10 protein-coding genes and 6 pseudogenes are annotated in these 11,984 nt (G+C 70.2%); 7 read left to right on the forward strand and 9 right to left on the reverse strand.

The window, feature by feature from the left end; all coding sequences use genetic code 11:
• Positions 1-630: 630 nt before the first annotated feature.
• Positions 631-1,854, forward strand: a complete 1,224-nt coding sequence (locus BBK14_RS03960; RefSeq protein ID WP_071059872.1) for a cytochrome P450 — start codon at positions 631-633, stop codon at positions 1,852-1,854.
• A 34-nt stretch (positions 1,855-1,888) separates the two neighbouring features.
• Here BBK14_RS03960 and BBK14_RS03965 read toward each other — a convergent pair whose 3' ends face one another.
• The 4 genes and pseudogenes from BBK14_RS03965 to BBK14_RS03975 all read right to left on the reverse strand — a co-directional run bounded on the left by BBK14_RS03965 (position 1,889) and on the right by BBK14_RS03975 (position 3,886).
• Complete coding sequence (locus tag BBK14_RS03965; RefSeq protein WP_071059865.1) at positions 1,889-2,419, reverse strand: mycothiol transferase; 531 nt, start codon at positions 2,417-2,419, stop codon at positions 1,889-1,891.
• A 78-nt stretch (positions 2,420-2,497) separates the two neighbouring features.
• Positions 2,498-2,833 carry an SAM-dependent methyltransferase gene (locus BBK14_RS03970; protein ID WP_071059866.1) on the reverse strand — a complete coding sequence of 112 codons (336 nt, stop codon included), beginning with the start codon at positions 2,831-2,833 and terminating at the stop codon, positions 2,498-2,500.
• A 94-nt stretch (positions 2,834-2,927) separates the two neighbouring features.
• Positions 2,928-2,999, reverse strand: a pseudogene (locus BBK14_RS41955) (SAM-dependent methyltransferase); the annotation flags it as partial.
• Between the two features lie 155 nt (positions 3,000-3,154).
• Positions 3,155-3,886 (reverse strand): SDR family oxidoreductase, encoded by a 732-nt coding sequence (locus BBK14_RS03975; RefSeq protein ID WP_071059867.1) that lies wholly within the window; start codon positions 3,884-3,886, stop codon positions 3,155-3,157.
• Here BBK14_RS03975 and BBK14_RS03980 point away from each other — a divergent pair.
• Entirely contained in the window at positions 3,867-4,580 is a 714-nt protein-coding gene (locus BBK14_RS03980) for a TetR/AcrR family transcriptional regulator (protein WP_241831105.1), read from the forward strand. The two genes, BBK14_RS03975 and BBK14_RS03980, sit on opposite strands and share 20 nt — an antisense overlap.
• Before the next feature lie 73 nt (positions 4,581-4,653).
• Entirely contained in the window at positions 4,654-5,502 is an 849-nt protein-coding gene (yaaA, locus tag BBK14_RS03985; RefSeq protein ID WP_071059868.1) for a peroxide stress protein YaaA, read from the forward strand.
• A gap of 96 nt (positions 5,503-5,598) precedes the next feature.
• Here yaaA and BBK14_RS41960 read toward each other — a convergent pair.
• The 3 genes and pseudogenes from BBK14_RS41960 to BBK14_RS03990 form a co-directional block, all read right to left on the reverse strand.
• Positions 5,599-5,889, reverse strand: a pseudogene (locus tag BBK14_RS41960) (SAM-dependent methyltransferase); the annotation flags it as partial.
• Between the two features lies 1 nt (position 5,890).
• Positions 5,891-6,175, reverse strand: a pseudogene (locus tag BBK14_RS41965) (SAM-dependent methyltransferase); the annotation flags it as partial.
• 443 nt (positions 6,176-6,618) lie between these two features.
• Positions 6,619-7,026, reverse strand: coding sequence for a RidA family protein (locus tag BBK14_RS03990; RefSeq protein ID WP_071059869.1), 408 nt, complete (start codon positions 7,024-7,026; stop codon positions 6,619-6,621).
• A 142-nt stretch (positions 7,027-7,168) separates the two neighbouring features.
• Here BBK14_RS03990 and BBK14_RS03995 point away from each other — a divergent pair, with 142 nt between their 5' ends.
• Positions 7,169-7,552: a winged helix-turn-helix transcriptional regulator gene (locus tag BBK14_RS03995; protein ID WP_071059870.1), complete on the forward strand. Its 384-nt coding sequence runs from the start codon at positions 7,169-7,171 to the stop codon at positions 7,550-7,552.
• A 115-nt stretch (positions 7,553-7,667) separates the two neighbouring features.
• Here BBK14_RS03995 and BBK14_RS04000 read toward each other — a convergent pair.
• Positions 7,668-8,258: pseudogene (locus tag BBK14_RS04000) on the reverse strand (transposase); the annotation flags it as partial.
• Between the two features lie 213 nt (positions 8,259-8,471).
• Here BBK14_RS04000 and BBK14_RS04005 point away from each other — a divergent pair.
• From BBK14_RS04005 to BBK14_RS04015, 3 genes and pseudogenes are all read left to right on the forward strand, one after another.
• The gene (locus tag BBK14_RS04005; RefSeq protein ID WP_241831106.1) at positions 8,472-9,587 is read left to right on the forward strand and encodes an IS1634 family transposase; all 1,116 of its coding nucleotides are present in this window, start codon (positions 8,472-8,474) and stop codon (positions 9,585-9,587) included.
• Positions 9,588-9,766: 179 nt separating this feature from the next.
• Positions 9,767-10,841, forward strand: a pseudogene (locus BBK14_RS04010) (IS110 family RNA-guided transposase).
• On the forward strand, positions 10,838-11,413 hold the full coding sequence (locus tag BBK14_RS04015; RefSeq protein ID WP_071059871.1) for a hypothetical protein: 576 nt from the start codon (positions 10,838-10,840) through the stop codon (positions 11,411-11,413). Before BBK14_RS04010 ends, BBK14_RS04015 begins: the two are co-directional and overlap by 4 nt.
• A gap of 134 nt (positions 11,414-11,547) precedes the next feature.
• Here the strand turns inward: BBK14_RS04015 and BBK14_RS38695 are convergent.
• Positions 11,548-11,984: pseudogene (locus tag BBK14_RS38695) on the reverse strand (hypothetical protein); the annotation flags it as partial.

Raw genomic sequence — 11,984 nt, forward strand, 5'->3', positions numbered from 1 at the left:
GCTACGGACACGCTGCGCAACCACCCGCCGAGCCCGCGGATGTCTCAACCCCGCTTAACTTCGAAGACCCACTTTGGTCCGGATGCCGGCAACAGTAGCCTGGCGACTGTTTACCGGGGCCTTGAGCGACCGCGAACTCAAGCTCATCGAGCGGACGGGTGATCTCGACCTCGCCGACCATCTGCTCGCCGCCAGATCAATCATCATCTGACGTCAAGCGGCACAGAGGGCGTCAAACGAGGTACACGCCGGTTCCGTCGCGGGGACGTTCCACAGGCGGCTGCCGGCTACCCGGGAACCTCGATACCTGCGCTCTTGCGCCCGGTGCTGAGGCGTGGTCTCGCCTGCCCCCGCCACCGAGGCGTTGGCCCGTGCGCGCACAGCCGGTGGTGGGCGTCGGCGGAACGCCGTCCTGGATGGCCGTTCCCGGCCTCGGTCGCGCGCCGTCCGGGGGACCGCGTGGGTCTCCGGATGCCCTGTGCCCCAGCGTGAAGCGCCGGCCGGTCGCTCTTGTCGAGGCCGGAGCCGACAAAAGATTAGCGAGGACTCACTCACTGGTACGCTGCTCGCGACACAGCCCGTTTGCCCGACTGGGGACGTTTACATGGACGTGTGCGAGGTGCGGTGGAGATGACGGACGCAGCTACCGGTCAGCTGGACGCGGAGTGGGTCGAGCACCATTTCGACCACCTCTCGCCCGAGCTCGCCCGCGATCTGCACCCCACGCTGGCCCTGGCCCGGTCGCGGTGCCTGGTGGCGCACAGCGACCAGTACGACGGCTTCTGGGTGGTGACCGGATACGAGGACGTGCTCCGGGTCGCGCAGGACTGGGAGACGTTCAGCTCCGAGCTGGGCATCACCGTCCCGCACACCCCCACGCCGATGAAGATCCTGCCGGTGACGATCGACCCGCCGCTGCAGCGCACCTTCAAGCGCCTGATAAACACCCACTTCAGGCCGGTCGTCGTCGTCGAGTGGGAGCAGCAGACCCGGGCGCTCGTGAACCGGCTCATCGACGGTTTCGTCGAGGCCGGTGAGTGCGACTTCATGACGGAGTTCGCCCGCCCGCTGCCCGGGCTCGCCTTCTTCGACATGGCGCTGCACGCGCCCGCCGAGGACCTCGAGATGGTCAACCACTGGGCCACCCTGGCGTCGCTGTCGCACCTGGAGGAGTCCCGGGAGAGCCACGGGAAGCTGGCGGCGTGGATCGGGGCGCTCATGGCGAAGCGGCGCGAGGAGGGCCCGCGCGGCGACGTCGTCGACGCCGTCATGAACGCCGACATCGAGGGCCGTCCGATCACACCGGCGGAGGCGGTCGGGACGGTCCAGCTCCTCGTCCTCGGCGGCCTGGAGACGACGGCCGGCGCGCTCGGGATGTCGATGATCCGGTTCTGCCGGCACCCGGAGATCCTCGCGCGGCTGCGCGAGAACCCGGAGCTGATCCCCGACGCGGTGGAGGAGCTGCTGCGCCTCGACGGCTCGTTCATCTGCATCGCCCGGACGGCCCGGCACGACACCGAGCTCGGCGGGCGCCAGATCAAGGCCGGTGAGCGGGTGCTCATCTACTGGGCGTCGGCGAACCGGGACGAGTCCGAGTTCGACAACGCCGACACGTTCGACCTCGACCGCGGACGCAACCGGCACATCGCGTTCGGCGCCGGGCCGCACCGCTGCGCCGGCTCCAACCTCGCCCGGATGAACCTGCGCATCGCCCTCGAGGAGATCGTCACGCGCCTCGTCGACGTCCGCCTGCAGCCCGGCGCGGACATCGACTACCACTCGACGTTCAACCGGGCGCCGCAGTCGGTGCCGATCACCTTCACCCCGGGGCCCCGACTGACCCCKGCGGGCTGACGGCCGGGAGTGCCGGGAGCGCCGGGAGCGCCGGTCAGCCGGGGTGGACGAGCCCGCGGACGAACGCCGCCTGGCCGGCATGCTGGAGGTCGTCCGCGACGACGCTCACCAGCCGCACGCCGAGCGTGACGGGCGGGTCCCACGCCTCGTCCACGATCCGGTCGAAGTCCGCGTCCCGCAGCTGTCCGAGGTAGCGGACGGTCTGCTCGTGGACGGCGTCGTGGTAGCCGAGCAGCAGACCGGGATCGGTGACGCGTACCGCGTCGACGTCGGCTGAGCCGTGGCCGTAGCCGATCGCCCGGTACCCGGCCTGCGGCCCGGTGGGTACGGCCAGCCCGAACCGCTGCTCCCAGCCGCCCGTGGACCAGACCTGCTCCGACCCGGCCGCGGCGGCGACGTGGTCGTCCTGCACCCGGGTGAGGTGCCAGACGAGCCAGGTGATCGAGTTGGCCCGGCCGTCCAGCCGGTGGTTCAGCTCGTCCGGGGTCAGCCCGCTGAGGACGTCGTGCACGATCTCCCGGATCCGCCCGAACGCGTCGGTGAGGAGCGGGACGCCAGAGCCCATCGCAGTACTGTACGAGGCCGCCGGCGGCGGAGGGGAGCACCTGGCGCCGGCCGGTTCGTCGTGTTCGGCGCGGGCGGCCTACCTGCGGGCGACGCCGCTGTAGCCGGGGACCTCGGCGTCGGTCAGGCCGTCCGCCGTGCCGTCGGGCCGCCACCGGTGGATCACCTGCACGCCGGGCTCGAGCAGCGTCAGGCCGTCGAAGAGCCGCGTCACCTCGTCGCGGGTGCGGAACTGGCAGGCGAGCCCCCGCTGCCGGTAGCTGTCCACGATCAGCTGGGCGCCCGGGTCGAGATCGGCGGTGCCGTGGCTGAGGACGAGATGGCTGCCGGGAGCGAGCCGCTCGAGCAGCCGGCGCACGATCGCGTACGGCTCGTCGCCCTCGACGAAGTGAAGGACCGAGACGAGGGAGAGCACGACGGGCTGGGAGAGGTCCAGAGTCGAGTGCAGCTGCTCGGATTCCAGGATGCTGTCGGGGGTCGCGCAGGTCCGCGTCGAGGTAGGCGGTCCGTCCCTGCGGGCTGCTGGTGAGCAGCGCGCGGGCGTGCGCCAGGACGATCGGTACCACCCCTCGGTTGCACACACAGCCCGGCCACTGACTTGCGACCCACCGACCCTCTGAGCGCCTTCATCGAAGGACGCCGCATCAGAGTGAGCGATCCGTCCTTCGGCCGGTCGGCAGCCACCCGGTTGGAAGACCTCACCCGGCAGGTACTGACCAACCCCTATCTGTCCGGATCAAGCGAGCCGCAGCCCGCCATCGCAGGGCAGGACCACGCCGGTGATGAATCCGTTCTCCAGGACCGCGACGATCGCCGCCGCGACCTCGTCGGGCCGGCCGTTGCGCCGGACCGGCGCTCGGCCGGCGAACTCGTCCAGCGCGGCGCGTCGAGCGTCCGCTGGCAGCTCGTCCCACCAGCCGGTCTCGATGACGCCCGGGGACACCGCGTTCACCCGCCGGGGAGCGAGCTCGACGGCGAGCGGCGGCACCGCGGCCTCCAGGGCGCCGTTGACCGCGGCCAACCCCGCGGTCCCCGGCAGCGCGGCCTGGGCCGACCCCGCGGTCACCAGCGTGATCGAGCCGTCCGCGGCAAGCGTCGGCATCGCCAGGGCCACGGCCCGCAGGTGAGCGACGGACTTGCCAAGAAACGCTCCGGTCAGGTCGGCGTCGGCGAGCTCGGCCGCGGGACCGGCCCCGCCTCGCCGGGTGACGGTGACGACCAGGTCACTGATCGGTCCCGCCTCGCTGAAGAAGCGCCGCAGCGCGCTGACGTCCTCGGCGTCCACCTCGATTCCCCTGGCCGATCCGCCCAGTTCCTTGACCGCCGCCTCGAGCCGGTCGCGGTTGCGGCCGCCGATGGTGACGGCCGCGCCCCGGTCGGCGAGGAGCCGGGCCGTGGCGAACCCGATCCCGGCGCTGCCGCCGAGGACGGCGACGTGACGATCTTGAGTGCTGCTGCTCGCGGACATCGCGAACCTCCATTTCCGAACGACCCGTTCGCAAACTCTACCATCAATACCGAACGGACCGTTCGGTTACGATGCGGAGGTGAACGAACAGCCCGCCCGCCGGCCCGGACGACCGCGCAGCGAGCGAGCGCGCGCCGCGGTGCTCGAAGCAACCCTGGCGCTGGCAGGAGAGGTGGGACCGGCTGGTCTCTCCATGGAGGCCATCGCGAGGCGGGCCGGCGTCAGCAAGGAGACGCTCTACCGCTGGTGGTCGTCCAAGACCGAGGTGATTTTGGATGCGATGGTCGAACGCGGGCAGATGAGCATCCCGCTCCCCGACAGCGGCAGCCTGCCGGACGACGTGCACGCCTTCCTGAGGTCCACGATCGACGCGCTCGACGGCACCACCGCCCTTCTCCTGCGCGCGGTCGCCGCGGCGGCAGCCACCGATCAGGCGGTCGCCCATGACGTCCGAGACCGCTTCCTCATCACCAGGCGGGCCGCGCTCGGGACGCTCCTCGACCGGGCCGTCGCCCGCGGCGAGATCCCCGACGAGTACACGACGCCGCTGGCCGACTTCGTCTACGGTTCGCTGTGGTACCGACTGATCTTCGACGTCGGACCGCTCGACCACAGGTGGGCCGACGAAACAGCCGCGGCGATCACGGCGATCACGCGGCGGGCGCCCGGGCGCCCGCCGCGGCCGCCGGACTGATCAACCTCGAGGCCACCGTAGCTTGGCAGCACAGAACGTCGGGATGCCGAGATCGTGAAATGAGGTCGGGTAGGTGCGGATCCTGCTGCCGCCGAGCGAGGGGAAGGCCGAGGGTGGCGACGGGCCGTCGCTGCGGACGGCCGGGTTTGGCGACGGCCCGCTCGCGGGAGCCCGCGCCGAGGTCGCGCGGGCGGTCGCGGCGTTCTGCCGGGCCGACCCGAACGCGGCGGTCATCGCGCTGCGGCTGCCGGCCTCGCGCGCGCAGACCGACCTGGCCGCCAACACCGCGATGCTGGACGCACCGACGATGCCGGCGCTCGACCGATTCGTGGGCGTGCTCTACAAGGCGCTGGCTCCGGCGGCGCTGCCACCTGCCGCGCGAGCTGCGGCCAGCCACACCCTGTTCGTCTCCAACGGGGCGTTCGGCCTCCTCAGCGCGGCCGAGCCGGTGCCCGACCACCGGGTCGGCATGGCGGCGGCGATTCCCGGCCTCGGTGGCCGTACCGCACCGACCGTGCTCGCGGCCTTCTGGCGCGCCCGGCTCGCGCCAGCCCTGCCCGACCTGCTCGCCTGCGCCCCGGACGCCGTCGGCGAGCACCTCGTCGTGGACCTCCGCTCGTCGGACTACGCGACCGTGCCATCCCTTTCCGGACCGATCCGCGCCAGCGCCCTGCCCGTGCGTGCCCTGACCGAGAAACTCGTCGACGGGCGCCGGGTCCGCCGTCCACTCAGCTACCAGGCGAAGCAGACCAAGGGCCTGCTGACCCGCGCACTCCTGCTCGCCGAAGCCACCAGCCGCCTGGTGAAGACCATCGACGACGTGGCCGAGGTGGCAGAGTCCGCCGGCCTCGTCGCCGAGCCACGCGGCACCGCGACCGCGCCCACCCTCGACGTCATCACCCGCTGGAACCCGACCGCCTGAACCTCCGGGGCAGCCAGCAGAAACCATCGCGGCCGGGACCAGTGCCGCGACCTGCGCGCGGTCCCGGGCCTGGAGCGAGATGCCGCGCTGCCGGTATACCGCGGTGTTGCGCCGGGTGGTCTCCGCCAACGCGAAGTCCGCGGTCGCGTGGCTGAGTACCAGGTAGCTGCCGGCTCGGGCTGGCAGCGCGTCGACGAGCTGGCGCACGACCGCCGCCGGGTCGGACGCGTTCGGGAGAAGTGCAGCACCGCGAGCAGGGACAGCGTGACCGGCCGGGAAAAGGTCCAGGGTTTCGGCGAGCTCCCGGCTGGCGAGGATGTCCGCGGGCCGGTGAACGTCCGTCTCCTTGTAGGCGGCGGCCCTCTGGCGAACTCGCGAGCAGAGCACGGGCGTGCGCCAGGACGATCGGGTCGTTGTCGGCGTAGACCACCCGGGACCGCGGGTCGACGCCCTGGACGACCTCGTGCAGATTCGGGCTGGTCGGAATGCCCGTGCCGATGTCGAGGAACTGCCGGATGCCCACCTCGGTGGCCAGGTGCCGCATTGCGCGGACCATGAACGCCCGGTTCTGGCGCGCGGCGTCCCGCAGGCTCGGAAAGACGGCGATGGCCTGCTCGGCGCCCTCCCGGTCGGCCGGGAAGTTGTCCTTTCCGCCGAGATAGTAGTCATACATGCGCGCGGAGTGCGGAACATCCGTCCGTAGCTGGACGGTCGGGATCTCCTCCACCAGCTTGTTCCAGCGGCGGATATCCGCCGGCTTGTCGCCCACTTCCCGTCCCTCCGCTCCGCCCGACCATCCACGGCGTTGCCCCGCCGCCTTCGCGGAACGGCTGACCTGCGACGTCGAAGTCGTGCCGCGAGGATCGGTCCTGTTATCACCGAATTATGGCCGTTCGTCTGCGGAGGGTCTCTGTCGGGCGGCCGCCGCACGGGCGTCGGTTCGGCTGGAGCGAGCCAGGGGGTACCGGATCCCGGAGGGCGCGGGATCCGGTACCCCCTGGGGGCTTGCTGGGAGCGGGAACCTAGACGAGTCATTCCGATGTGTGACTGAGCACGCTGGTGGCTGCTGAGCGCCATAGTTGGCCACTTTGGTGCTCAGCGGCCAAGAGCATCTGTTCAGTCGAGGATCGCGGTGGCTTCGATCTCGACGAGATGGTCGGGGACGTCCAGTGCCGCAACGCCCAGAAGCGTGGTCGGCGGGACTGGGGTGACCCCCAGCTTCGCGGCCGCCCGGGAGATCCCCTCCAGGAGTGTGGGCATCTTGTCGGGGGTCCAGTCGACGACGTAGAAGGTCAGTTTCGCCACGTCGTGGAAGGAGCCGCCGGCCTCGGTGAGGGCGGTGCCGATGTTGAGGTAGCACTGCTCGACCTGCGCGGCGAGGTCGCCCTCACCGACCGTGATCCCCTCGGCATCCCAGGCGACCTGCCCGGCGATGAAGACCAGCTTCGACCCGGATGCGATCGACACCTGCCGGTAGACATCGATTTTGGGCAACTTGCTGGGGTTTACCAGGGTGATGGCCATGCTGCCTGCCTCCTTGTTATGAGGGCCCGAGGGCCCGCGTCCATCCGATCGAGACATTCTTGGTCTCTTGTGGTTACTCAGGAACTGTAGGAGAGTGACTGCTGACATGGAAGAACGCACTTTTCAGTGACTGGGGAACCTGATGGTGACCAAGCAGTTCAAGGGCGGCTCGGCCGACGAAGCGGACCTGAGGCGCGTGGACTCCCTGGCGCGGGAGATCTTCTCGGACGTAGCCAACAAGTGGGCATTCCTGATCATCGAGATGCTCGGTGAACGCACCCTGCGCTTCAGTGAGCTGCGGAACGAGGTCGAGGGCATCAGCCACAAGATGCTCACCCAGAACCTGCGCATGCTGGAGCGCAACGGCCTGGTCGAGAGGACGGTGCACCCTACCGTGCCGCCGCGGGTCGAGTACACCCTCACCGAGCCGGGCCAAGCCCTGCGCGCAACGGTCGATGGAATGTGCGGCTGGACCCACCAGTACCTCGGTCACATCGAGGTCGCCCGCCACCGCTTCGACGCCTGACGGCTGGAGCACGCGCACGCGCAGCGACGGGCTGGACCTCACTCGGGTGGTTCGTTGGGCCGRCCGACTGCGATGCTCACAGTGGCCAACAAGCGTACTCAGTCACACGATGTGATCAGTGGTCATAGGCGGTCAGAGATCGTATGACCGGCTGTCCGGTCTTGTGGTTGTGCCAGATCGCCGCGGCCAGCGCGAGGACGCGCTGTGCGACGCGGACGGCGACACCCTCGAAGGTCCGCCCGCCGTGCTGTTCCAGGTCGAGCTGACCCTTGAGGGTGTCGTTCACCGACTCGATTAGCTGCCGCACCGACTTCAGTAGGGACTCTCCCCTGCGGCGCTTCTCCCGCTTGAACGACGGACGCAGCAGCTCCGCCCCACGCAGGGCTAGATCGGCCTCGAACTCCTTGGAGTCAAAGCCCTTGTCCRCGATCAGTAGCAGGCCGGGCCGGTCGGTGACGGTGTCCGGCTCGCGGTCCAGCATCGCCGTCAGCACCTCGCGCTCGTCCAGCTTCGGGTTCGCCGGGGCCCACAGGATCGGCATGCCCGTCGGAGTGCATACCAGGTACAGTCGCAGCCCCCAGAAGAACCGCGAATGGCTGGCGCAGTACCCGTATCCCGCCCAGCCAGCCAGGTCGGATCGCTTCACCGTGGGCCGCGAGCGGCCGCACTCCACCGGGGTGGAATCGATGATCCAGTGGTTGTCGAACTTCGCGTACAGCGCGGTGAGCAGGGTGTCCAGGTCGCTTGTCACAGAACGATCTTGGGTGCCCTGTCCACGTTTCCGGACGCATCGCCAGCATTCGGAATGACTCGTCTAGACCTGTCTTCCGCACGTGCGTGCGGTGAGACAGTTACTTGATCTCTTGTTCGGATCACGTTGGGATGATCGCGATTCGTAGTGGTGGGTCTGGGACGGTTCGTGGCTGTGTCGGTTGCCATGGACTACGGTCCGCCGAGCGTCGAGAAGCCGCTCGGCGCGCTCCCGGTCATCCGTGACTATCTGGACCGTCTCGGTCTGGCCGCGACGATCGACCGGCTCTGCCCGATGCGTGACAAGGTCGGCCGGGTCAGCCATGGCCAGGTCATCGCCGCGCTGGTCGCCAACCGGCTGACCTCGCCGACCCCGCTGCTGCACGTTGAGACGTGGGCGCGGGAGTGGGCGGTCGAGGAGATGTTCGACATCGCGGCGGACACGCTGAACGATGACCGGGTCGGCCGGGCACTCGACGCGCTCGCCCCGGTCTGCGAGGCGGTCGTCGGCTCGGTCGGCGCCGCGGCGATCGCCGCGTTCGGCATCGACGCCAGCCGCATCCACTGGGACATGACCTCGATCTCGCTCTACGGCGCCTACCCCGGGGTCGATGGCGACTACGCCACGCCGAAGTACGGCCATCCCAAGGACCGCCGGCCCGACCTCAAACAGGTCCAGACCGGCCTGGCCACGGCCGGGGATGGCGGGATCCCGCTGGTCCACCGCGCTTATGACGGCGGCGCCGGAGAGGTCTCCCAGGTCACCGGTGCGATGCGCGCCCTGACCCAGCTCGCTGGCACCCGCGAGTTCCTGCTGGTCGGGGACACCAAGCTCGTTTCCTACACCAACCTGACCGCGCTGACCTCGACGGCCGGGGTGACCTTCCTCGCCCCGGCACCGAAGGCGGTCGTGCCCACCGACGTCCTGGCCAGCCAGGACTGGGCCACCGCCGCAATCATTGAGCATGTCGCGGCCCGGGACCGCGGCAAGCCCGTCCACGAGCGGGCGACCTACCGCGCCCGACAGGGCGTGACCACCCTGCGCGGGTCCCGGAAGAAGGACCCGCCTGTCACCGTGCGCACGGTGTTCATCTGGTCGTCAGCGAACGCCCAGGCCGCACAGGTCGCCCGCGCCCTCAAACTGGGCCGCGCCCGCGAGGCCCTCGACACCCTCGCCCGCGCCGCGGGCAGCCACCACCTCTACCGCACCGAGRCCGCGGTGAAAGCCCGCCTGACAGTGAGGATGTGTGGGGCCCCGCACCGGCTGGCCTGGCCCACCGCCTGACTGACCAGTGTGTCCTTGACGGGATCTGCCGGCTGTGTCGGTGCCGGGCTCGTGTGCACTCACCGGACGGGCGGGTGACCTCATAGGAGCCTGGCCAGAGGCCCCTTCACTGTCTTGTCCGTCGCCCGGCTGGTGCGTGCCGCCCCTGCCAGTCGAGGCGAAGGGACAGCTGTTCCACGATGACACAGCACCAGCAGGCGGTCGAGGTCACCGGTGGCGTCGACACCCACAAAGACAGCCATACCGCTGCGGCGCTCGACAGCGCCGGGCGGCTGCTCGGGTCGGCGTCGTTTCCCGGCGACCGCGGCCGGCTACGGCCAGCTACTCGACTGGCTGCGCGGCTTCGGCACGCCGGTCAAGGTCGGGGTCGAGGGAACCGGCGCCTACGGCGCCGGCCTGGCCCGCCACCTGACCGCGGCCGGCGTCACGGTGGTCGAGATCGACCGGCCCGACCGCAAGGCGCGCCGCTGGCAGGGCAAGTCCGACCCGGTCGACGCGGAGGCGGCCGCCCGCGCGACGCTCGCGGGCCGGCGGACCGGCATCCCGAAGGACCGCGACGGCGAGGTCGAGGCGCTGCGGTCGCTGCGGGTCGCCCGCCGCGGCGGGGTCACCCACCGCGCCGACGTGATCAGGCAGATGAAGGCGTTGCTCGTCACCGCCCCCGAGGCGGTGCGCGCCGAGCTGTCCGCCCTGGCCAACACCCGCCTGGTCGCCGTCTGTGCCGAGGCCGACGTCCCGGCCGCACGGGCCGGCGACCCCGCCGTCGCGGTCCGTCTGGCGCTGCGCAGCCTGGCCCAGCGTCACCAACACCTGTCGACCGAGATCAGAGAACTCGACAAGATCATAGGCCGGCTCGTCCGCGAGCTCGCCCCGAAACTGGCCGCGGTGCACGGCGTCGGCCCCGACGTCGCCGGCCAGCTGCTCGTGTCCGCCGGCGACAACCCCGACCGGCTGCGCTCCGAGGCCGCGTTCGCGATGCTCTGCGGCGTCAGCCCCCTGCCCGCTTCCTCGGGGAAGACGAACCGCCACCGACTCAACCGCGGTGGGGACCGCCAGGCCAACGCCGCGCTCTACCGCGTCGTGCTCTGCCGGCTGCGTTGGGACCCGGCCACCCAGGCCTACGTCGAGCGCCRCACCGCCGAAGGCAAGTCCAAGAAAGAGATCATCCGCTGCCTCAAACGCTACGTGGCCCGGGAGATCTACAAGATCCTCACCGCCCCCAGCACATCACAAGATCTTCCTGTGGCCGCTTGACATCCATAGGAGCATCCCTCCTCACCACGAAACACCGTGTCTCCCGCTACCTCGTCGCCGAGACCAGCATCGACCCAGACACCGGGAAACCAGCCCTGACCTGGCACTTCGACCAGGCCGCCCTCGACACCGAGGCCACCACCGACGGCTGGTACGCCCTGCTGACCAACCTGCCCGACACCACCGGCCCCGCCGAGGTCCTCGCCCGCTACAAGAGCCAGGAAGTCTCCGAACGTCGCTACGGCGCGTTCAAGGGCCCGCTCGCGGTCACGCCGATGTTCCTGCACTCCAACCAGCGCATCCACGCGTTGATCCACGTCATCTGCCTGGCCCTGCTCATCTTCAGCCTGATCGAACGCCAGGCCCGCCGCGGCGCCGGCCCCGACGGGAAGATCCCCGGCCTCTACGCCGGCCGTCCCGCCCGCCCCACCGGAGCACTCGTCCTCGGCGCCCTCAACAAGCTCCGCCTCGTACCCGCCCAAAGCGGCCGACCCGCCTACATCCCCCGCCCACCGGGCCTGCACCAGCACCTCCTCACCATCCTCGGCGTCAACCCGACCCGGCCACCCTGATCGGAAACCGGGCCGGTCAACGCATCGAAACCCCATGTGCGGAAGACAGGTCTAGCGGTAGTTCGTTGGATCAAGGTGGGAGGTAGAGGTGCAGGCCGTGGCCTGCGCCGACTGCGGCGATCAGGGTGTCCAGGTCAGCAGGCGGGGGTGTGGGTGACCAGGCGTGCCAGCAGCGTCGTAGCAGGAGCCAGGGGGTCAGCCAGCTGCGGACCGCGCGTAGCGTCGTCGGCCAGGATGGCCGCGCGGGTGGGCTGGTGGTGTGGGTGCCCCCTCTCTCGCCGGTCGTGCTTACYGTCGGCGGGTTCCTGCCCCGGGGGCATCTCGGCGGTGAGGGTGTTCCAGCAGAACGAGAACGCGCAGAACACCAGGGTCTGGTGGCGACGGATCGCGAGGTCGGAGCGGACCTGGAAATCGGCCCAGCCGAGTTCGTCTTTGACCTGCTTGTAGCCTTGTTCGATCCAGTTCCGGATCCCGTAGATCTGTACGAGTTCGGCCAGGTCAGCGGGCGGGTGTGGACTGTCGGCCTGGCGGGGCCCGCCAGGCCGGGGCAGGTTGGTGGCCAGATACCAGG

Origin of the sequence: Parafrankia soli, assembly GCF_001854695.1 — a bacterium.
Lineage (GTDB): Bacteria > Actinomycetota > Actinomycetes > Frankiales > Frankiaceae > Parafrankia > Parafrankia soli.